Origin of the sequence: Herbiconiux sp. A18JL235 (assembly GCF_040939305.1) — a bacterium.
Taxonomy (GTDB): Bacteria; Actinomycetota; Actinomycetes; order Actinomycetales; family Microbacteriaceae; genus Herbiconiux.
The window spans coordinates 228,425-248,218 of the sequence record NZ_CP162511.1 but is presented as its reverse complement, the minus strand read 5'-3'; the positions used below and the strand labels follow the sequence as shown (position 1 = coordinate 248,218).

19 protein-coding genes are annotated in these 19,794 nt (G+C 70.7%); 8 read left to right on the top strand and 11 right to left on the bottom strand.

The window, feature by feature from the left end; genetic code table 11:
• Nucleotides 1-47: 47 nt before the first annotated feature.
• Nucleotides 48-1,706 (bottom strand): molybdopterin-dependent oxidoreductase, encoded by a 1,659-nt coding sequence (locus ABFY20_RS01240; protein ID WP_368498132.1) that lies wholly within the window; start codon nucleotides 1,704-1,706, stop codon nucleotides 48-50.
• Between the two features lie 107 nt (nucleotides 1,707-1,813).
• Nucleotides 1,814-2,755, bottom strand: a complete 942-nt coding sequence (locus ABFY20_RS01235) for a linear amide C-N hydrolase (protein ID WP_368498131.1) — start codon at nucleotides 2,753-2,755, stop codon at nucleotides 1,814-1,816.
• 61 nt (nucleotides 2,756-2,816) lie between these two features.
• On the opposite strand from ABFY20_RS01235, the gene ABFY20_RS01230 reads away from it, so the two are divergent.
• Entirely contained in the window at nucleotides 2,817-3,206 is a 390-nt protein-coding gene (locus tag ABFY20_RS01230; RefSeq protein ID WP_368498130.1) for a hypothetical protein, read from the top strand.
• 21 nt (nucleotides 3,207-3,227) lie between these two features.
• Here ABFY20_RS01230 and ABFY20_RS01225 read toward each other — a convergent pair whose 3' ends face one another.
• Entirely contained in the window at nucleotides 3,228-3,647 is a 420-nt protein-coding gene (locus tag ABFY20_RS01225; RefSeq protein ID WP_368499843.1) for a DUF3054 domain-containing protein, read from the bottom strand.
• Nucleotides 3,648-3,691: 44 nt separating this feature from the next.
• Here ABFY20_RS01225 and ABFY20_RS01220 point away from each other — a divergent pair, with 44 nt between their 5' ends.
• From ABFY20_RS01220 to ABFY20_RS01195, 6 genes are all read left to right on the top strand, one after another.
• Nucleotides 3,692-3,955 carry a hypothetical protein gene (locus ABFY20_RS01220; protein WP_368498129.1) on the top strand — a complete coding sequence of 88 codons (264 nt, stop codon included), beginning with the start codon at nucleotides 3,692-3,694 and terminating at the stop codon, nucleotides 3,953-3,955.
• Between the two features lie 93 nt (nucleotides 3,956-4,048).
• The gene (locus ABFY20_RS01215) at nucleotides 4,049-4,975 is read left to right on the top strand and encodes an EamA family transporter (protein WP_368498128.1); all 927 of its coding nucleotides are present in this window, start codon (nucleotides 4,049-4,051) and stop codon (nucleotides 4,973-4,975) included.
• Nucleotides 4,976-5,175: 200 nt separating this feature from the next.
• Nucleotides 5,176-6,246: a cupin domain-containing protein gene (locus ABFY20_RS01210; protein ID WP_368499842.1), complete on the top strand. Its 1,071-nt coding sequence runs from the start codon at nucleotides 5,176-5,178 to the stop codon at nucleotides 6,244-6,246.
• A 20-nt stretch (nucleotides 6,247-6,266) separates the two neighbouring features.
• Nucleotides 6,267-7,112: a fumarylacetoacetate hydrolase family protein gene (locus ABFY20_RS01205; protein ID WP_368498127.1), complete on the top strand. Its 846-nt coding sequence runs from the start codon at nucleotides 6,267-6,269 to the stop codon at nucleotides 7,110-7,112.
• Nucleotides 7,113-7,115: 3 nt separating this feature from the next.
• A complete protein-coding gene (locus tag ABFY20_RS01200; protein ID WP_368498126.1) occupies nucleotides 7,116-7,901 on the top strand; it encodes a maleylpyruvate isomerase family mycothiol-dependent enzyme in 786 nt (261 codons plus the stop codon).
• A gap of 37 nt (nucleotides 7,902-7,938) precedes the next feature.
• Complete coding sequence (locus ABFY20_RS01195; protein WP_368498125.1) at nucleotides 7,939-8,382, top strand: MarR family winged helix-turn-helix transcriptional regulator; 444 nt, start codon at nucleotides 7,939-7,941, stop codon at nucleotides 8,380-8,382.
• A gap of 87 nt (nucleotides 8,383-8,469) precedes the next feature.
• Here ABFY20_RS01195 and ABFY20_RS01190 read toward each other — a convergent pair whose 3' ends face one another.
• The 6 genes from ABFY20_RS01190 to ABFY20_RS01165 all read right to left on the bottom strand — a co-directional run bounded on the left by ABFY20_RS01190 (nucleotide 8,470) and on the right by ABFY20_RS01165 (nucleotide 15,417).
• On the bottom strand, nucleotides 8,470-10,065 hold the full coding sequence (locus ABFY20_RS01190; protein WP_368498124.1) for a gamma-glutamyltransferase family protein: 1,596 nt from the start codon (nucleotides 10,063-10,065) through the stop codon (nucleotides 8,470-8,472).
• Between the two features lie 49 nt (nucleotides 10,066-10,114).
• Nucleotides 10,115-10,828 (bottom strand): ABC transporter ATP-binding protein, encoded by a 714-nt coding sequence (locus ABFY20_RS01185; RefSeq protein WP_368498123.1) that lies wholly within the window; start codon nucleotides 10,826-10,828, stop codon nucleotides 10,115-10,117.
• Nucleotides 10,825-12,738, bottom strand: coding sequence for an ATP-binding cassette domain-containing protein (locus tag ABFY20_RS01180; RefSeq protein WP_368498122.1), 1,914 nt, complete (start codon nucleotides 12,736-12,738; stop codon nucleotides 10,825-10,827). The genes ABFY20_RS01185 and ABFY20_RS01180 overlap by 4 nt, the downstream gene beginning before the upstream one ends.
• A 2-nt stretch (nucleotides 12,739-12,740) precedes the next feature.
• Nucleotides 12,741-13,649, bottom strand: coding sequence for a branched-chain amino acid ABC transporter permease (locus ABFY20_RS01175; RefSeq protein ID WP_368498121.1), 909 nt, complete (start codon nucleotides 13,647-13,649; stop codon nucleotides 12,741-12,743).
• Between the two features lie 111 nt (nucleotides 13,650-13,760).
• Nucleotides 13,761-14,918, bottom strand: coding sequence for an ABC transporter substrate-binding protein (locus ABFY20_RS01170; protein WP_368498120.1), 1,158 nt, complete (start codon nucleotides 14,916-14,918; stop codon nucleotides 13,761-13,763).
• Nucleotide 14,919: 1 nt separating this feature from the next.
• Nucleotides 14,920-15,417, bottom strand: a complete 498-nt coding sequence (locus ABFY20_RS01165; RefSeq protein WP_368498119.1) for a RidA family protein — start codon at nucleotides 15,415-15,417, stop codon at nucleotides 14,920-14,922.
• Between the two features lie 349 nt (nucleotides 15,418-15,766).
• On the opposite strand from ABFY20_RS01165, the gene ABFY20_RS01160 reads away from it, so the two are divergent.
• Nucleotides 15,767-17,077, top strand: coding sequence for an NtaA/DmoA family FMN-dependent monooxygenase (locus ABFY20_RS01160; RefSeq protein ID WP_368498118.1), 1,311 nt, complete (start codon nucleotides 15,767-15,769; stop codon nucleotides 17,075-17,077).
• Here the strand turns inward: ABFY20_RS01160 and ABFY20_RS01155 are convergent.
• The gene (locus ABFY20_RS01155) at nucleotides 17,074-18,156 is read right to left on the bottom strand and encodes a LacI family DNA-binding transcriptional regulator (protein WP_368498117.1); all 1,083 of its coding nucleotides are present in this window, start codon (nucleotides 18,154-18,156) and stop codon (nucleotides 17,074-17,076) included. The genes ABFY20_RS01160 and ABFY20_RS01155 overlap by 4 nt on opposite strands.
• A gap of 196 nt (nucleotides 18,157-18,352) precedes the next feature.
• Complete coding sequence (argG, locus tag ABFY20_RS01150) at nucleotides 18,353-19,780, bottom strand: argininosuccinate synthase (protein ID WP_368498116.1); 1,428 nt, start codon at nucleotides 19,778-19,780, stop codon at nucleotides 18,353-18,355.
• Between the last annotated feature and the right edge of the window lie 14 nt (nucleotides 19,781-19,794).

The window sequence follows — 19,794 nt, the reverse complement described above, 5'->3', positions numbered from 1 at the left end:
CGAGCACGACGCGGCGGATGCGCGGGGCGCTCTCTGCGCATCAATCGTCAGCTGACCGTCACGCTGTGGGCATCCCACCCGGTCGCACCGTCGGGGGCGGGTGGTGCCTCATCGGAGGTCTGGGTGTAGCCCGAGGCGTCGGTGGCGCGCACCGAGATGGTGTGGCTGCCAGGGTCGGCGTCCCACGGGTAGAGCCACTGCACCCAGGTGTCGGGACCCGTGGTCTCGGCGAGCTGCGCCTGCTGCCAGTCGCCGTCGTCGATGCGCACCTCGACCTTCGCGACGCCGGTGTGCTGGGCCCAGGCCACGCCGGCGACGGGCACGGTTCCGGCCGCGACGCTCGCTCCCGCTGAGGGCACGTCGATGCGCGACTCGGTCTTGATGGGGCCGAGGGCCGACCAGCCGCGAGGGGTCCAGTAGCCCTGGGCGTCGGCGAAGCGGGTGACCTCGAGCTGCACGACCCATTTCGTCGCCGAGACGTAACCGTAGAGGCCGGCCACGACCATCCGCACCGGGAAGCCGTGCTCGACGGGGAGCGGCTCGCCGTTCATGCCGACGGCGAGCATCGCCACGCGGTCGGGGTCGGTGAGTGCGTCGAGCGGAGAGCCGGCCGTGAAGCCGTCGACGCTGGTCGAGAGCACCATGTCGGCGCCTTCGAGCGGCTTGGCCCGGGCGAGCAGCTCGCGGATGGGGTAGCCGAGCCACAGCGCGTTGCCGATGAGGTCGCCGCCCACCTCGTTCGAGACGCAGGCGAGGGTGACGAGGTGCTCCTCGAGCGGGAGGGCGAGCAGCTCGGCGAAGCTGATCTCGACCTCCTGCTCGACCATGCCGGTGATCTTGAGCACCCAGGTGTCGGCGTTCACCTGCGGCACCTGAAGGGCGGTGTCGATGCGGTAGAAGGAGTCGTTGCCGGTGACGTAGGGGGTGATGCCGTCGACGTCGAGCTCGGCGCCGGCCGGCACGGACGCCGCGGGAGTCGCTGCGGCCGGGAGGGTGATGGCGTCGCGCACGGCGCTCACGGCGGTGGCTGTCGCGTTCATGGAGCGGGCGATGACGCCGGCGAAGACGGATGCGACGGCGGCGATGGCGGTGGCGGTGAGGAAGCGGCGGCGGTCTAGGGGGGTCGGTGTCGAAGGGGTTGCTCGGGGGCGCTGGGGGTGAAGGGGATGAGGGCTCTGCCCGTAGACACCCGCCACACCGGAGCCCTCATCCCCTTCACCCCCAGCGCGGCCGGGGACGGCCGGTGCGGGGGAGGCGGAGGTGGGAACGGCTCGCTCCCAGGTGCGGAGTCTGGAGATGAGGAGGCGGAGGACGAGGGCGCCGGCGATCATGCCGAGGACGGTGGGGATGCCGGAGAGGGCGGTGGCGCCCGCGCGTGTGGTGACGGCCAGGACTGCTATGCCTGAGACGACGACGAGGAGGACGATGCCGAGTGGGGGGCGGCGGCGTTCGAGGAGGCCGGCGACGGCGGCCAGGGCGAGGACGACGATGCCGAGCAGCACGAGAAGGGCGATCTTGTCGCCGGTGCCGAAGAGGGTGATGACGAGGTTCTTCACCCAGGGCGGTGCGAGGTCGATCGCCAGGGATCCGACGGCGAAGAGGGGGCTCGACTCGGCGCCCACGAAGACTGCTACCACCTCTGCCGTCGCCAGCACCACCGCTGCCGACACCACCCCGGCCACCGCCGCCCACAGCCTCCAGCTCATGCGTCATCATAGGCTCGCCCCACTGGGCGTGCGCCGTGCGCCGTGCGCCGCCCGGCCGCACCCCGCATCCGTCTTGCTCGCGAAACGGGGCGGGTGCGCGCCCCGCCTCAGTAGAGCAGCGTGGCGGGTTCGAGCGCGGCGGTCTGGTCTCCGACGCGGGTGGGGTCTCTGGGGTCGAGCTTGCGCACCTCACCGGCGTCGGCGAGGTCGTCGAGGGTGATCCAGAAGATGTTCGGGCTGCGGGTGGAGCCGAAGTAGTAGACGCGATCGGTGAGATCGGCTCCGGCACGCCACCAGGTCGGATACACGTCACCGGTCGAGTACGGGGCTCCGTAGGGAACCGACACGTTCGCGATGAGCTGGAACACTCCGGCCACGGCCTCCTCGACGTTCTCGGGCTCCGGGAGGTAGTGCAGGAAGTACGACGACCGCACGAACCGGTCGGCCGAGGTGATGTCACCAGGAGGCGGCAGCTCCCCGCCGAACGGCCGGTACCGGCGGAGGTTCGCGAGCTGCTTGTCGAGAGTCGGTGAGTTGGCCATCACCGTGTACTCGCGGCCGTGGTGCACCACGAGCGTGCCGTCGAGGGGCTCGATGATCGCAGAATCCCCGCTCGCGTCTTCGAGGGCGATGTGCACGCCGAGCTCGAGGCCACGGAACAAGGGTGACGTGATGCGCACACGGTCGATGCCCGCGATGGCCTCCGCAACGGTGGAGTGGTTGTCGAGGAGGTACTGCACCCACATGGCGTTGGCCACCGAGGGTCGCCCGTCGGCGGCGGGGAAGGCGACGTCTTCCGGGTCGAGGTAGAGGGCGTGGGCGGCGAGGCCCTTGTCGTTGAGGCCGTCGACCGTGCCCATTCCCCACATGCTGGTCACGACGCTGCCGTGCAGCGAGGTCCAGGTGAGGGAGTCCTCATCGGCGTTCCCGCTTCGCTCGAGGCCTGCCGGCAGGTACCAGAGTTCGGGCTCGTCGCTGACGGCCCAGTCCATGCAGCGGGCGACGGTGGTGGCGACACCGTTGGTGTTCCACAGGATGCGAGTGCACATGCTCGTGAGCGTATCCCCTCCGCCGCGCCGGCCGGCGGATGCGCCGGGATAGTGTTCTGGAATGAGCGAGCAGGGCGACGGCCCGGATCAGCGGTGGTGGCAGCTCCCCGGCGCCTGGCTGAGTGAGCAGAAGCTCTGGCGCGACGTGCTCACGAGAGTGCTCGCCGGAGTCATCACCGCCGCGGTCGTCTACGTCGGCGCGGTACTGCTCGGCTATCTCCACACGCCCGAGCTCGAAGCCGGCGCACTGCTCACCCTGGGGATCGCCGGCGGCGTGCTCCTGGTCGGCATCGCGGTGCTGCTCGTGACATCGCTGCCCGCGCGGCGGCGTGCCGGTCGCGGCGTGCTCGGCCGGGCGGTCATCGCCGGGGTGCTCGTGCTCGCAGCAATCGCACTCGTCGTCGGGGTCGTCGCCGATGTGCACGGTGCCGGCTCGGCGCCCTCCCCCTGATGGCGCCGAGGGTGGTCGCGCTCAGTTCCGGCCGATGACCACGGCGGCGCCGGCCGTCTCGCGCCGACCCCGGTGACGACGGATACGCGCCACCAGCAGAGCGGCCGCCCGCCACCCCACGAGGAAGGCGGCGAGCACCAGGGCCGTGACGATCACGAAGCTGAGTTGGACGCCCTGGCCCGTCAGCATCCGGAACACCATGCCGAGCGCGACGGCAGCGGCCCACACCACGACGCCGGTGGGGGCGACGGCGAGCGGACGGCGCCAGGCGAGGGACGCGAGCCAGCCGACGGCCGCCCCGGCGAGAAAGGGCCAGGCGGTGATGAGGAAGCCGAGCAGCGCGCCGTCTTCGTCGTGCGAGCGTCGGCCGATGGCGACGAACAGCAGCACCAGAGCCACGTCGACGGCGGCGGCGAGCGCGATCGTTCCTGATTTCGTCAGCACCCGGCCAGCGTAGCCGCGCGGGCCGGTGGCAGGATGTGAGCATGACCCACACCGAGATCACCGTGCTGAACTACACCGTGAACGCTGATGTCTACGCCCGGTACGGGGCCGACTTCGACGCCGAGGCCGTGAACGACGAGATCTTGCGCATCGTGAACGCCGAGGCGCCCGCCGGGGTGACCGTCGAGCGCAACGGCAAGGTGCTCGCCGAAGACCACGCCATCGACACGGCGCGTCACTTCGACTGGGCGGGGCTGCTGAAGCGCATCGATCTCGACACGATCCTCGCCGAGCACGGCAAGTAGCGCATCCGACGCTCCCCATCGGCAAGCTGCGCCACAAGGTGGGTGTAGCGACGCTCGCTTGTGCCCGGGCGGATGCGCCACGAGGCTGAACCCGTGACCACCCGCGACCGCCTCCTCGCCGTGCTGGTCGCGGTGCTGTGGGGGGTGAACTTCGTGGCGCTGCACCTCTCGCTCGAGCACTTCCCACCCTTCTTCCTCGTCGCACTGCGCTTCGCGGTCATCGCACTGCCGACGGTGCTGTTCGTGAAGCGGCCCGGGGTGCCGCTGAAGTGGTTGCTCGGTTACGGGCTCGGCTTCGGCATCCTGCAGTTCGCGTTCCTGTTCGCGGCGATGGATGCGGGCATGCCGCCCGGTCTCGCCTCCCTCGTGCTGCAGGCATCGGCGCCGTTCACCGTGGTGCTCGCCGCGGTCTGGCTGCGGGAGCGGCTCACCCTGGTGCAGGGAGTCGGCATCGCCATAGCGGTGGCCGGCCTCGGCATCATCGCCGCCGAACGCGCGGGGGTCTCGGCGCTGCTGCCGGTCGTGCTCACTCTGTGCGGAGCGCTCGGCTGGGCCTTCGGCAACATCTGCAGCCGCCAGGCCAGGCCTGAGAACCCGCTGCGGCTGACGCTCTGGATGTCGGTCGTGCCACCCCTGCCGATGCTCGCCCTCTCGCTCCTCGTCGAGGGGCCCGACCGCATCGGCGAGTCGCTCGCCACCGCCTTCACCCCCGAGGCGCTGCCCGCCCTGATCGGTCTCGCCTACACCGCGTTGCTCGCCACGGTCGTCGGCACCGGCATCTGGACCGCCCTCATGAAGCGCAACCCGTCGAGCCGGGTCGCGCCCTTCTCCATGCTCGTGCCGGTCGCGGGCTTCACGAGCGCCTGGCTCATCCTCGGCGACGTGCCCGCGGTCGGCGACCTGCTCGGCGGGGCGGTCGTGGTGGCGGGCGTCTTCATCGCCACGGTCGCCTGGCGCCCCCGCCGCCGCATCCCCTCCTCCCTCGACCCCGAGGAGTCCCCCACCGCGACCGCCGCGTGAGGCCCCGCGCGGCCCTGCGCGGCCCCGCGCCGCGCTGCCCGCGATCGAGAAGGCGCGAAGTGCCCTCTCAACCCTCGGGAGCAGGCACTTCGCGCCCTTTCGATCGCTGCCATCCGCAGGTCGTGACAAGGATGGGGTGTGCGGATATAGTTGGGGTACTGACTAACTCGTGATGACGAGAGGACACTGCAGTGCAGCAGATGGACGGCTCCGCCGACAGCCCCGAGCTCGAGCAGCTCTACCGCGACTTCGCCGCGAACGACATGGCGCCGCTGTGGACGCAGCGCGACGATCTCATGCCGATGACGCCGGCGCCCCAGGCGGTGCCGCACGTGTGGCGGTGGAAGACGCTGTTCGACATCGCCCAGCGCTCCGGCGACCTCGTGCCCGTCGGCCGCGGCGGCGAGCGCCGAGCGGTCGGCCTCACGAACCCGGGCCTGCCGGGCACCGGGTACGCCACCCCGACGCTGTGGTGCGCCATCCAGTACCTCGGCGGGCGCGAGACGGCCCCCGAGCACCGTCACTCGCAGAACGCGTTCCGCTTCGTGGTGGAGGGCGAGGGCGTCTGGACAGTCGTCAACGGCGACCCGGTGAGGATGAGCCGCGGCGATCTGCTGCTCACCCCGGGCTGGAACTTCCACGGCCACCACAACGACACGGCGAACCCGATGGCCTGGATCGACGGCCTCGACATCCCCTTCTCCAGCCAGATGGACGTCGGCTTCTTTGAGTTCGGCTCGGAACGAGTGACCGACGAGGCGAGCCCTCAGTTCTCCCGTGCCGAACGCCTCTGGGCCTACCCGGGCCTGCGGCCTATGTCGGTGCTCGAAGACAAGATCTCCTCCCCCCTCAGCGCCTACCGCTGGGAACACACGGATGCTGCACTCACCGAACAGCTGCGCCTAGAAGACGAAGGGTTCCCGGCGACGCTCTCGCAGGGCCACGCCGCCATCCGCTACACCAACCCCACCACGGGCGGCGACGTGATGTCGACGATCCGCTGCGAGTTCCACCGGCTGCGCGCCGGAGCATCGACACCCTCGACCCACGAGGTGGGCTCCGCCGTGTGGCAGGTGTTCGAGGGCACCGGCACCGTCGTGCTCGGTGGCGTCGAGACCCGGCTCGAGACCGGCGACCTGTTCGTGGTGCCCAGCTGGGTGCCGTGGGAGCTGCACGCCGACTCGCAGTTCGACCTGTTCCGGTTCACCGACGGCCCCATCATGGAGCGCCTCAACTTCGCCCGCACCTTCGTTCCCTCAGCCCAGCAGTAAGACACCAGAAAGCGTCCCCCATGAAGCTCGCCACCCTCCGCACGCCCGGCTCCCCCGCCTCCTCCGTCGCCGTCCGCGTCGACGCCGACACCGCCGTCGAGATCGACGGGTTCGCCGACGTCGGCGCCCTGCTTGCCGACCCCACCTGGCGTCAGACCGCCGAGGCGGCCACCGGCACCGCGCATCCGCTCGACCAGGTGCACGACGAGCAGTGGGCGCCGGTCGTACCGGCACCCTCGAAGATCGTGTGCGTGGGCCTGAACTACCGCAACCACATCCTCGAGATGGGCCGCGAACTGCCCGAGCACCCCACCCTCTTCGCCAAGTACCCCGAGGCGCTGATCGGGCCTTACGACCCCATCGTGCTGCCCGAGTACGCCTCGCACGCGGTCGACTGGGAAGCCGAGCTCGCGGTCGTGATCGGGCAGCGCGCACGGCGACTCACGGCGGCCGAAGCATCCGACGCCATCGCCGGGTACTCGGTGTTGAACGACGTGACCATGCGCGACTTCCAGTACCGCACGCCGGAATGGTTCCAGGGCAAGACCTTCGAGGCCACCACGCCGTTCGGGCCCGTGCTCGTGACGCCCGACGAGTACGCGGTCGACACCGACATCCGCACCGAGGTCGACGGAGAGACGATGCAGCACTCGAACACCGACGACCTGGTGTTCGACCCGGCTGCCCTCGTCGCCTACATCTCGCAGATCATCACGCTCAACCCCGGTGACGTCATCGCGAGCGGCACCCCCGGCGGCGTCGGGCACGCCCGCAAGCCCGCCCGGTACCTCACCGACGGCGCCACGCTCGTCACGTCGATCGAGGGCATCGGCACACTGCGCAACACCGTGCGCGCGGAGGCCTGAGCCGTGGTCGCCCGCACCGACCAGGTCACCGACCCGGCGATCGTCGCGGGGCTCCTGCTCGCCCGGCGCGCGCAGGCCTACTACTCGCGCAAGCTGACAGAGCTGACGGACGCCGACTTCGACGGTCCGTCCCTGCTCCCGGGCTGGTCGCGTCGCGAGCTGATCGCCCACGTCGGGCTGAACGCCCGGGCCCTCACCCGCCTGGTGGAGTGGGCCGCGACCGGGGTCGAGACTCCGATGTACGCGTCGCCCGAGCAGCGCAACGCCGAGATCGAGTTCTCGGCGACCCTGCCCGCGCAGGCGCTGCGCAACCTCTCCGACCACGCCGCCATCCACCTCACCGTGGAGTGGCGCGACCTCCCCGACGCCGACTGGTCGAACCTCGTGCGCACCGCCCAGGGTCGAACCGTGCCGGTGTCGGAGTCGGTGTGGATGCGCACCCGCGAGGTCTGGATCCACGCCGTCGACCTCGCCAACGGCGGTCGCTTCGACGACATCCCCGCACCCGTGATCGACAGGTTGATCGGCGAGGTGCTGGGCGCGTGGGACAAGCGGCGCCTCGACGAATCGCTGCCCGCTTTCGTGCTCGAGCCCTCCGATCGCACCGAGCCGTTCCGCTCGGCCGAGCCAGAGGCGGATGCACACGCGGAACCCGATCGCACGGGCCTTCCCGCCCTCACACTCCGCGGCACCGCCGCCGCACTCGCCCAATGGGCGACCGGTCGCGGTGGCCACGGCGTCACCACCCTCAGCGGCGACGTCGCGCCCACGCCGCCGCGCTGGCTGTGACCTCCGGCTCTCCTGCGACTCTGGAATGATCGGGGAGATGGCCACCCCGCACGACGTCTCCGACTACACCGGCTACCTTTTCCGCCGCGCGCAGCAGGCGCATGTCGCCGCCTGGCAGCGCGAGGTGTCGGCCGAGGTCACCAGCGTGCAGTTCGGAGTGCTCAACGTGCTGGCCGGCACCCCCGGTGCCAGCCAGCAGCACCTCGTCGAGCGCCTCGACCTCGACCGGTCGACCATCGCCGACATCGTCGCCCGTCTGGAGCGCCGCGGCCTGATCGAACGGCTCCGTGACGACATCGACAAGCGCCGGAACGTACTGCACCTCACCGAGCTAGGCGAGCGCGAGCTCACCGCACTGGTGCCGCGCGTCGAGCGCGTCGACGCCGTGCTCACCGCCGGCCTCACCCCCGCCGACGCGACGACCCTCCGCCGCATCCTGACGGCCGTGCTCGACTCGCCCGAGGTGCGCGCCCTGCACTGAGCCGAGAAGCTCGATCGCAGCTCATCGTCGGCGTGCGCGGCGTATCCGTGGCCGAGCCGACCTGGCTCCGCATCCGCTGACCTGCTGCTACTCCGAGGGAGGCGTCGCGACGAGGGCCGCCCCGTCGCTGCGCGGGTCGGCGCCAGCGGAGAGCGCGCCCGAGGGGTCGAGGCGGGCGATCATGGCGTGGCCCGCGTCGGAGTGGAGGATGGGCGAAGGCACCAGCCGCAGAGGGCTGCGCTCGAGGCCGCGGAGGGTGTCGTCGTCGAAGCCGGGTTCGACGAAGACGTAGTCGTTGTCGGTGCCCATGTCGAGTCCGCCCACGATGTACCGGGGTGCGGCGACGGCCTCCTGCGGCGTGGCCCCCGCACGGATGCGCTCCACCAGCTGCACGTGGATCTGCGACTGCGCCTTCCCGCCCATGGTGCCGTGCGCGGCGACGAGCCCCGCATCCGACTCCACGAGCACCGGCACCAGGGTGTGCGCCGGCCGCTTGCCCGCCGCCACCACGTTGGGCGACCCCGCCTCGAGGGTGAAGAACGCCGCACGATTGTGCAGCACGAGTCCGGTCGCCGGCTCGAGCATCAGCGAGCCGAAGGAGTGGAACACCGACTGGATGAGCGAGACGGCCACCCCGTCGCTCGACACCGCCGTCACCGCGATCGTGTCACCGGCCGGCCGCGGCGTCACCCGGGCCTCGACCCGCACTCCCGTGCGTGCGCTCTCGGCCGCGGCGGTGAGCGCCGCCGAGAGCGCCTCGGCCGACAGCGCGCCCTCGACGTCGACGGGCACCACGAGCGGGTCGGCGAGCTCGTCGTCGCGCAGCACGTCTCCGCTGTACATCAGCTCCGCGACCACGGCCGCGTCGACCTCGGCGCCCACCGCCCGCGCCGTCTCCACAGCGCCGAGGGTGCGCAGCAGCGTGTACCCCTGCGAGTTGGGGGCCGCCGTCGACACGGTGAGCTCGCCGACCCTCGCCGAGAGCGGCGGCTCGAGCCGTGCCGCGTGCGCCTGCAGATCGGATGCGCTCACCGGCACCCCGAGTGCGGCGAGTCCCGAGGCGAGCTGCGTGGCGACCTCGCCGTCGTAGAACGACCGCAGTCCGTCTCGGGCGAGGACCGACAGGGTCGCCGCGAGAGCGGGCTGGCGGATCACCTCGCCCACCTGCGCCGGACGCCCGTCGGGGAAGAAGACGCCCCGCATCCCGGGGTCGGCCGAAAGGGCCTGCTCGTCGTCGCGGATCGCCTGCGCCAGCCCGGCGCTCACCGCCACGCCGTCGCGCGCCAGCACGATCGCATCCCGCAGCACCCGCTCGAGCGGCAGCGAGCCCCAGCGCTCCAGGAGCGCCGCCCATCCGGAGGGGGTGCCCGGCACCGACACCGTCAGCGGACCCGAGACCGGCATGGCCGCGACTCCGTCAAACAGCGTCTCGACCGGCGCCGCCGAGCCGAAGGCACCGGAGGCGTTCACGCACTCCACCTCGCCGTCGGCCGAACGCACCAGCGCGATGAGGTCGCCTCCCACGCTGCACATGTGCGGGTAGACGACCGTGAGCACCGCCGCCGCCGCGACCGCAGCATCCACGGCGTTGCCGCCGTCTTCGACGATGCGTCGACCGGTCTCGACGGCCGCGGCATGGGGCGCGGCGAGCGCCACCGAGGGCGCGCTGAAGGAAGGATTCATGGTGCTCCTAGAGAAAAAGGGATGAACGAGAACGCGGCGGCGTGCCCGGTCAGGGCGACGATCGGCCGAAGTAGGCGGCGTGCAGACTCTCGTCGTCGGCCATGTCGGCGGCACTCCCGCCGCCCGCGAGCGTGCCGGTCTCCATCAGGTAGCCGCGGTGCGCGATCGACAGCGCCATGCGCGCGTTCTGCTCCACAAGCAGCACACTGGTGCCTTGCGCGTTCACCTCGGCGATGAGCTCGAACATCTGCTTCACCACGAGCGGCGCGAGCCCCATCGAGGGCTCGTCGAGCACGAGGAGCTTCGGATGCCGCACCAGCGCCCGCGAGATCGCCAGCATCTGCTGCTCCCCGCCCGAGAGCGTCGCCGCCACCTGGCCGGCCCGCTCGGCGAGCACCGGGAAGAGCCCGTAGACGCGGTCGAGTTCGCCGCGCAGCTTGTAGGCGCTGCCCCAGGTGGCGATCTGCAGGTTCTCGAGCACCGTCATGCGCCCGAAGATGTGCCGGCCCTCGGGCACCAGGCACAGTCCCGCCCGCACACGCTTCTCCGCGGGAGCCGTCGTGACGGTGCGCCCGGCGAACGCGACCGAACCGCCTGCCGACTTCACGAGCCCCGACACCGCTCGCAGCAGGCTCGACTTACCGGCTCCGTTGGCGCCTACGATCACGACCAGCTCCGCCTCGTCGACGTGCAGCGACGCATCCGTCACCGCCCGCACGGCCCCGTAGCGCACCGAGAGGTTCTCCACAGTCAGGATGCTCATGCTCCGCTCCCCAGATAGGCCTCGAGCACGGCGGGGTCGCGCCGCACCTCCTCGGGCGTGCCGGTGGCGATGACCTCGCCGTGGTCGAGCACGACGATCCGGTCGGAGACACTCATCAGCAGGTCCATGTCGTGCTCGATGAGCACCACGTCGGTTCCGGCGTCGCGGATCGAGGTGATCAGCGAGGCAAGCGCCCTCGTCTCGCTCTCGTTCATTCCCGCGGCGGGCTCGTCGAGCAGCAGCAGCCTCGGCTTCGTCATGAGCGCGCGGGCGATCTCCACCCGCCGCTGCGCGTCGTAGCTGAGAGCGGATGCTCGGCGCGACCGATCATCCGCGACACCCGTGAAGCGCAACAGCTCGCCGGCGTCGGCGAGGGCCGCGGCCTCGTCGCGTCGGTGCTTCGGCAGGCGCAGAGCGAAGGCGGGAACCCAACCCCGCAGTCGCTCGTGGGCGCCGACCAGGAGGTTCTCGAGCACGGTCATGTCCCAGAACAGGCGCACGGTCTGGAAGGTGCGGGCCACGCCCCTCACGCTCACGCGGTCGGACTCGAGCCCGTCGATGCGGTCGCCGTAGAAGGTGATGGTGCCGCGCGAGGGCTTCGTGACACCCGACAGCACGTTGAGCAGGGTCGACTTGCCGGCGCCGTTCGGCCCCATCAGGCCGAGGATCTCACCGCGCCGCACCTCGAAGCCCACCGAACCGAGAGCGGTGAGGCCGCCGAAGGTGCGGCCGACCCCGTCGACGACGAGCACGGGGGTGCCGGATGCGGGCCCGGCCGCCTCGGTGGGCGGGGCGTCGGTGGTCGGGGGGTGTGCATCCGTCGCGCCCAGCGCGTCTGGAACCCCCGCCGTCGGGGCGGCAGCCCGGGCGGCCGTCGGCACCCCCGCCGACCGTGTGAGCTTCAGCCGCCGCGACACGATACCGCCCGGGCGGACGATCATGAGCACCACCACGATGAGCGCGAGCAACCCGGTGCGGAACTCCGGATGCTCCTGCACGATCGTCCAGTCGCGGGCGATGGCCTGGAAGAAGATCCACAGCGTGGCCCCCACCACCGGCCCCCAGTACGTGCCCGCTCCGCCGAGGATGACCAGCGACAGCACGATGAAGTTGTCCTCGAGCGTGAAGCTGTCGGGGTTGATGAACTGCTGCATGTGCGCGAAGAACACGCCCGTCACGCCCGCGATCGAGGCGCCGCAGACGTAGGCGAGCAGCTTGTAGCGGCGGGTGCGGATGCCCATCGACGACGCCACGAGCTCGTCTTCTCTGATGGCCACCCAGGCCCGCCCGACGGGCGAGGCGATCACCCCGGCGAGCGCCGCCAGCACGACCACCACCATCGCCAGCACGACGTAGTAGTTCGCGGCGGGGCTCACCAGCTCGATGCCGCCGATGCCGAAGGGCGGGATGTTGCGGATACCCACCGACCCACCGGTGAGGTCGATCCAGTTGATCGACACGATGCGCACGATCTCGCCGAAGGCGAGCGTCATGATGGCGAGGTAGTCGCCCCGTGCCCGCAGCGTCGGGTAGCCGATGATCGCCCCCGCGAGGCCGGCGAGCAGCAGTGCTGCGACGAGGCTCACCGGGAACAGCCACCACAGGCTCTCGGGCTCGAAGCCGAGCTGGTCGATGAACAGGCGCACCGTGAGAATGGCCGTGGTGTAGGCGCCCACGATGAAGAAGGCGATGAAGCCGAGGTCGAGCAGCCCGGTGAGCCCGACGAGGATGTTGAGCCCCGAGGCCAGCGCGATGTAGATGAGCGCCAATGCGGCGACCCGCACCCAGCGGTCGCCCGGCAGGAGGTACGGCAGGAGCACTGCCACGAGGGCGAGCAGGGCCGGCGGGATGAGCCGCACCAGACGGGGCAGCGGGCGGCGGAGTGCGGATGCGGGGGTCGTCGTGGTCATCGTCACACCTTCTGCACTTCCCGGCGCCCGAGCAGGCCCTGGGGCCGCAGCCACAGGATGAGCACGAGCACCCCGAATGCGATCACGTCGCGGTACGCCGAGCCCTGCGGCACGTAGGCTGCGGCGAGCTCCTCGACCAGGCCGATGACCACCCCGCCGACGAAGGCGCCGGGGATGCTGCCGATACCACCGAGCACCGCTGCCACCAGCGCCTTGAGGCCCGGGATGAACCCCATCGTCGCGGCGGCGAACCCGTACTTCTGCGAGTAGAGGATGCCGGCGAGCGCCGCCATGATCGACCCGAGCACGAAGGTGGTGGAGATCACCCGGTCGACGCCGATGCCCATGAGCCTCGCCGCATCCTTGTCTTGCGCCGTAGCCCTGATGGCCCGGCCGATGGGAGAGAAGCGCACCAGCGCCCAGAAACCCGCTGCAGCCACGAGCGCGACCCCGAAGATGACGAGATCGATGGGCTGGATGCGCGCGTCGAGGAAGATGATGGCGTCACCGAGCTCGGGAGCCGGCACCGGGGTGCGGGCGGCCCCGAACAAGAAGGTGCCGACGGCTCGCAGCAGCATCGACACGGCGATCGCCGTGATGAGCATCGACAGGATGGGGGCGTTGCGCAGCGGCTTGTAGGCGATGCGTTCGATCAGCAGTCCCACGATGGCGCCCACCAGGAGGCCGATGCCGATCGCCGCCCACTGCGGGAGGGCGGGCCCGGCGAAGTCGGCGCCCGCGATCTGCGTGTTCGCGGCGGCGGCGACGAGCGCGCCGAAGGCTCCGAACATGAACACCTCGCCGAAGGCGAAGTTCACCATGCCGAGCACGCCGTAGACGACGCTGAAGGAGACGGCCAGCAGGCCGTAGATCCCTCCGACGGCGAGGCCGTTGATGAGCGTTTGAGTCATGATCTCCGAGGTTCGGGTCGGGGCCGGGCGGGGTGTGATGCCTGATGGGGTGTCAGCCGGGCGGGCGGGGTGTGATGCCCGCCCGGCCGTCTCCGGGCAGGTGGCCGGAGCCTATTCGGCGACGAAGGCGCCGTCTTCGACCTTGAGGAAGATCAGCTCGCCGAGGCGGTCGCCCCCGTCGTCGAAGCTGATGTCACCGGTCACACCCTCGAAGCCCGCCGTGGCGGCGAGCGCCTCGGCGACCGCGGCGCGATCGGTGCTGCCCGCATCCGTGATGGCCTCGGCGACCACGTTGGTCGCGTCGTACGCCAGGGCGGCCCACGACGAGGGAGCCTTGCCGTACTTCTCGGTGAAGGCCTCGACGAAGTCGGCCGAGGCGGGGGTGCCGGCGGCCGCCGTGAAGGCGGAGTAGACGGTCATGCCCTCGACGGCGTCGCCGCCCAGCGCGGTGAGGTCGGGGCTCACGGCGCCGTCGGTGCCGAAGATCGGCAGCTCCGACCCGCTGGTGCGCAGCTGCTGAGCGATCGCGGCGGCCTCGGTGTAGAACCCGCCGATGAAGATGCCGTCGGGAGAGTCGGCGAGCGCGGTGTTGATGGCGGTGGCGAAGTCGACCGCGCCGAGCTGGTAGGCCTGCGAGCTGGTGACCGTGCCACCTGCCTCCTCGAAGGCCGTGCTGAAGCTGTCGGCGACACCCTGACCGTAGTCGTCCTGCTGGTAGAGCACGGCGATCTTCTCGATACCGCTCTCGTGGACGTGCGTCCCCATCTCGGCGCCCTGGTAGGCGTCGGTGAAGACGTCGCGGAAGAACACGTCGCTCGCACCGCTCAGCTCGGGAGACGTGACCGCCGAGGCGACGACCGGCAGACCGCACTGGTCGTAGACCGGAAGTGCCGCCAGGGCGACGCTCGAGAAGCTGTAGCCGAGCACGGCGGCGATGGAGCTGTCGTCGCAGAACTGCTGGGCGACCACCGGCCCGTTGGCGGGCGAGCCCTCGTCGTCGGCCGAGACGATGCTCACATCCTTGCCGTCGATGCCGCCCGCCTCGTTGAGCTGCTCGACGGCGAGGTCGACGCCCTCGCGCATCTCGAGGCCGTAGCTGGCGAAGTCACCGGTGAGGGTGGCGGTGTAACCCAGGGCGATGCCGCCCGAGCCCGAGTCGGAACCGGAGTCGGCACCCGAGCTGCTGGAGCAGGCGGCGAGGGCGAGCGAGAGCGCGGCGACCGCGGCCCCTGCGCCGGCGAGGCGCGAGAAGGTGGTGCGTCGGATCATGTCAATCAACCGTTTCTATCGTGAGGACGTTCTCGAAGCAGTGGTTGCCAGCCAGTGCGCTGACGCCCAGGGTGGCGCGCCCCCCGAGGCCGTTCTCCGGGCCGAAGAGGTCGCGGAAGAGATCGGTGGCACCGCTCGAGATGAGGTGGACATCGGTGAAACCCGGGGCGACCGCGACGTAGTTCAGCGAACCGACGAGGCCCTTGACCCGGTCGAGGGTTCCCAGCGCGAGCCTGATGGTCGCGAGGCAGTTGAGCGCGGTGAGGCGTGCCGCCTCGTAGCCCTGCTCGACCGTCACCTCGGCGCCGAGGCGGCCCGCGTGAAGCGGGTCTCCCTCGTGGCCGGGTGCGTCCTCGACGTGACCGGAGAGGAAGAGCAGGTTCCCGGTCTTGTGGAACGCCTTCATCGATCCGTACGAGAGGCCGTGGTAGGGCACGCTGGCGTAGTCAGGGATGACGAGGCCGAGTTCGGCTGCTCGTTCTTCATGCGACTGCGACACGGTACGACTCCTCGGGACGGATGCGGTGGGGTTGCTAAATCGTGACAGCACACGTCGATGCTGTCAACCACGATTCTTCTGTTTACCCGCCCGAAACATCTGCGAAGCTTCGGAATCGGTTGCGAGCATCCGTTTCGACCATCGGTTACGGTCGTCATTCCGTGTCATTGCAGCGATCGCAACGCAACCGGATCCGCACTATGGCGAGCCGCCGCCGACAGACGGTGTTTCGCCGATGTGGCGAGCGTGTTAATTCATTCCGCGAGTGGCCCGAACGGTTTGACAGTGCTCCGAACGGCTTCCCATCATCGGAGACGTCCCTCCCCCGGCAAGCGATACGGAGACCCGCATGTTTCACCTCGGATGGTTCGTCGGCAACGGCTACAGCGTGCAGTCGTGGGGCCGCGACTGGGCGGGCACCGACAACGACGACTGGTGGTCGCCGAGTCTGTACGCCGACGCCGCGCGGGCACTCGAGCGCGCCTGCTTCGACTTCATGGTGTTCCAAGACGGCCTCATGGTTCCCGACGTGTTCGGCGGCAGCATGGAGGCTGATCTGAAGTTCGCGCAGGAGATCCCGCGCTCCGACCCCACCGCGATGGTCGCCGTGCTCACCCAGGTCACCAAGAACCTCGGCTACATCCCCACCATCTCGACCTCGTTCTACCCGCCCTTCATGGCGGCACGGATGCTCGCCACGCTCGACCAGCTCTCGGGCGGCCACGCGGGCGGCAACCTGGTCACCTCGGCCAGCGACCGCGCCGCGCAGAACTTCGGGCTCGAGGGCCACCACGACCACGACCTCCGCTACGGCATGGCCGAGGAGTGGACCGATCTCGTCACGCAGCTCTGGGACTCGTGGGAGCCCGGCGCCGTCGTCATGGACACCGAGCGGCACGTCTTCGCCGACCACACCAAGGTGCACCCCATCCACTTCGCCGGGAAGCACTACTCCTCGCGCGGGCCGCTCAACACCCCGCCCGGGCCGCAGGGGCGGCCCGTCATCTCCCAGGCCGGCGGTTCGCCCGCGGGCCGGGAGTTCGGGGCGCGCTTCGCCGACGTCATCTTCTGCGTGCCCAACGGCATCGAGTCGATGAAGGCGTACCGCCGCGACATCCACGAGCGCATGGCCGCGCACGGGCGGGCACCCGAGGAGTGCAAGATCCTCTTCATGGTCGACCCGATCATCGGCGAGACCGACCAGGTGGCGCGCGACATCGCCGCCGCGCGGGCCGAGAAGAAGACCACCGACGCCTACGTCGAGGAGCACCTCTCGGTCATGTCGTACTTCTCGGGCATCGACTTCGCCCAGTTCGACCTCGACCAGCCGATGCCCGACCTCGACGGCAAGGTGAACGCCCAGCAGAGCACCATGGCGCGCTACCAAAAGGATGCGGCGGGCAAGACCCTGCGCGAGCTCGTCATCGCCCACAACATGGTGGCGACGATCGATCTCGTCGGCAGCCCCGACACGGTGGCGGCGAAGATGGGCGAGGTGATCGAGGAGGTCGGCGGCGACGGGTTCCTGCTCTCGGGGCCGCTCAACCGCAAGAACATCGCCGAGATCACCGACGGGCTCGTGCCCGCGTTGAAGCGTCGCGGACTCACGCGCTCGTCGTACTCGGGGGCGACGTTGCGCGAGAACCTGCGGGAATTCTAGGGGGCCCGGGTCTGGGGCGGGCGCGGCGCGCCGGTCGAGGCGCGCACGCGGAGGTCGATCGTGAAGGCCTCCGCCTCGACTTCGGGTGCCGCCTCGGCGTCGGTGCGGGCCTCGGCGTCGGTGCCTGTCACGCCTGCGGCGCCGTCGCCGTCGCCGTGGAGCGCCGAGAGCAGCATCGCTGCGCAGTGGCGCCCGAAGTCGCGCGCACGGAGGTCGATGGCCGTGATGGGCGGGTCGGCCATCTGCATGGCGAGGCTGTCGGCGTACGCGGTGATGAGCACATCCGTTCCCACCTCGAGACCCAGGCCGCGTGCCGCCGACACGGCGCCGACCGCCGAGCCGTCGGGCGCGGAGATGATGGCGTCGGGGCGGTCGGCGCTGCTCAGCAGCTCGGTGGCCACGCGTCGCACGTCGTCGGGCATGAAGCGCTCGGGCGACTCCCGCACGATCGGCTCCACCCCGGCGGCCGCGCACCAGGCGAGGTAGGCGTCTCGCACCTCGCTGCCCCAGACGGTCGTGGCGGGAGGCGCGATGAGTGCGGGGCGCGTCGCTCCGCGCTCGGCGACGTGGTTCATGAGGGCCGTCATGCCCATCCGATGGTCGGAGTACACCACGCCCCACGGCGCCGGGAGCCCTGACGGCACGCGCTCGCCCGAGACGACGGGAAGGCGGCCCTCGAGGATGCGCCGCACCACCGGGTCGTCGTCGGGCGGGTCGATGAGGATGTACCCGTCGACATGAGCCCTGGCCCGTTCACCGGCCGTGGCCCCGGCGACGATCGTCACCGACTGCCCGCTCGCGGCAGCGGTCTCGACGGCGCCGAACACGAAGTCCATGTAGTACGCGAGGCCGTTGGTGCTCTCGGGGAGGTACACGCCGAGGGCACCCGCACGGGCGCGACGGAGGTTGCTCGCCCCCACGTTGACCGAGTAGTCGAGCTCGGCGGCCACGGCACGCACGCGGGCCCTGGTCTCGGCCGAGAGTCGCCCCGTGCCGGCGAGCGCGAGCGACACCGTCGCGCGCGACACCCCCGCCGCCCGGGCGACGTCCTCGAGGGTCGTGGCCCGCACTCGATTCACGCTGAGAGGCTACCAGCCGCCCGCGCCGCCCCGGCGCGGCGAGAGCCGCCCGTCGAGTGGGCGCAAAGTGCCGCCTACGGCCGCTCGAAGCGGCACTTTGCGCCCTTTCGGGGCGCTCGAGGCGGCGCTTTGCGCCCACTCGAGTGCGGGAGCGCAGTAGGGGGAAGTCGGGGCGCGGCGCGGGGCGCCGTGCGGGTCAGTCGGTGCCGAGGTCGAAGGCGGAGGCCTCGTTCGCGGCGTCGGTGGCCGCCTCGAGCTCCGACTCGGGGCCGCCCGCGGTGATGGCCGCGGCCTCGCCCGACTCGAGGTCGCCCACGAGCTGCGCGGTCGCGCCGCCCACGATGCCCTGTCGTGCGTACTGCTCGAGGCGCGAACGGGTGTCGGCGATGTCGAGGTTGCGCATGGTGAGCTGGCCGATGCGGTCGAGCGGGCCGAAGGCCGCGTCGCCCACGCGCTCCATCGAGAGCTTGTCGGGGTGGTAGCTGAGCGAGGGGCCCTCGGTGTTCAGGATGCTGTAGTCGTCTCCCCGACGCAGCTTCAGCGTGACGGTGCCGGTGACGGCCGAACCCACCCAGCGCCCGATCGACTCGCGCAGCATGAGCGCCTGCGGGTCGAGCCAGCGGCCCTCGTACATGAGGCGACCGAGACGACGACCCTCGAGGTGGTAGTTCGCCACGGTGTCTTCGTTGTGGATGGCGTTCAGCAGACGCTCGTAGGCGATGTGCAGCAGCGCCATGCCCGGCGCCTCGTAGATGCCGCGCGACTTCGCCTCGATGATGCGGTTCTCGATCTGGTCGCTCATGCCGAGGCCGTGGCGGCCGCCGATGGCGTTGGCCTCGAGCACGATGGCGACGGCGTCGTCGTACGAGGTGCCGTTGAGGGCGACCGGTCGACCCGCCTCGAAGGTCACCGACACGATCTCTGACTCGATCGCCACCTCGTCGCGCCAGAACGGCACGCCCATGATGGGCTCGACGATCTCGACGCCCGTGTCGAGCTGCTCGAGGGTCTTGGCCTCGTGCGTGGCGCCCCAGATGTTGGCGTCGGTGGAGTAGGCCTTCTCGGCCGAGGCGCGGTAGGGGAAGCCGCGGGCGACGAGCCACTCGCTCATCTCCTGGCGGCCGCCGAGCTCGGTGACGAAGGCCTCGTCGAGCCATGGCTTGTAGATGCGCAGGCGCGGGTTGGCGAGCAGGCCGTAGCGGTAGAACCGCTCGATGTCGTTGCCCTTGTAGGTCGAGCCGTCGCCCCAGATCTCGACGTCGTCTTCCTTCATCGCGCGCACGAGCAGCGTGCCGGTGACGGCACGGCCGAGGGGTGTGGTGTTGAAGTAGGTCTTGCCGCCGGAACGGATGTGGAACGCACCGCACTGCAGCGCATCCAGCCCCTCCTCCACGAGCGCCGCCCGGCAGTCGACCAGGCGGGCGATCTCGGCGCCGTACTCGCCGGCGCGGCCGGGAACGGCCTCCACGTCGGGCTCGTCGGGCTGGCCGAGGTCGGCGGTGTAGGTGCAGGGCACCGCGCCCTTCTCGCGCATCCACGCGACGGCGACCGAGGTGTCGAGCCCGCCCGAGAACGCGATTCCGACGCGCTCGCCGACAGGGAGGGAGGTGAGGACTTTGGACATGCCTCCCAGTGTAT

Coding starts and splice junctions, on each gene's coding strand:
- ABFY20_RS01240 (WP_368498132.1), bottom strand. CDS start 1,706: ATGAGCTGGAGGCTGTGGGCGGCGGTGGCCGGGGTGGTGTCGGCAGCG.
- ABFY20_RS01235 (WP_368498131.1), bottom strand. CDS start 2,755: ATGTGCACTCGCATCCTGTGGAACACCAACGGTGTCGCCACCACCGTC.
- ABFY20_RS01230 (WP_368498130.1), top strand. CDS start 2,817: ATGAGCGAGCAGGGCGACGGCCCGGATCAGCGGTGGTGGCAGCTCCCC.
- ABFY20_RS01220 (WP_368498129.1), top strand. CDS start 3,692: ATGACCCACACCGAGATCACCGTGCTGAACTACACCGTGAACGCTGAT.
- ABFY20_RS01210 (WP_368499842.1), top strand. CDS start 5,176: ATGGACGGCTCCGCCGACAGCCCCGAGCTCGAGCAGCTCTACCGCGAC.
- ABFY20_RS01205 (WP_368498127.1), top strand. CDS start 6,267: ATGAAGCTCGCCACCCTCCGCACGCCCGGCTCCCCCGCCTCCTCCGTC.
- ABFY20_RS01195 (WP_368498125.1), top strand. CDS start 7,939: ATGGCCACCCCGCACGACGTCTCCGACTACACCGGCTACCTTTTCCGC.
- ABFY20_RS01190 (WP_368498124.1), bottom strand. CDS start 10,065: ATGAATCCTTCCTTCAGCGCGCCCTCGGTGGCGCTCGCCGCGCCCCAT.
- ABFY20_RS01185 (WP_368498123.1), bottom strand. CDS start 10,828: ATGAGCATCCTGACTGTGGAGAACCTCTCGGTGCGCTACGGGGCCGTG.
- ABFY20_RS01180 (WP_368498122.1), bottom strand. CDS start 12,738: ATGACCACGACGACCCCCGCATCCGCACTCCGCCGCCCGCTGCCCCGT.
- ABFY20_RS01175 (WP_368498121.1), bottom strand. CDS start 13,649: ATGACTCAAACGCTCATCAACGGCCTCGCCGTCGGAGGGATCTACGGC.
- ABFY20_RS01170 (WP_368498120.1), bottom strand. CDS start 14,918: ATGATCCGACGCACCACCTTCTCGCGCCTCGCCGGCGCAGGGGCCGCG.
- ABFY20_RS01160 (WP_368498118.1), top strand. CDS start 15,767: ATGTTTCACCTCGGATGGTTCGTCGGCAACGGCTACAGCGTGCAGTCG.
- argG (WP_368498116.1), bottom strand. CDS start 19,780: ATGTCCAAAGTCCTCACCTCCCTCCCTGTCGGCGAGCGCGTCGGAATC.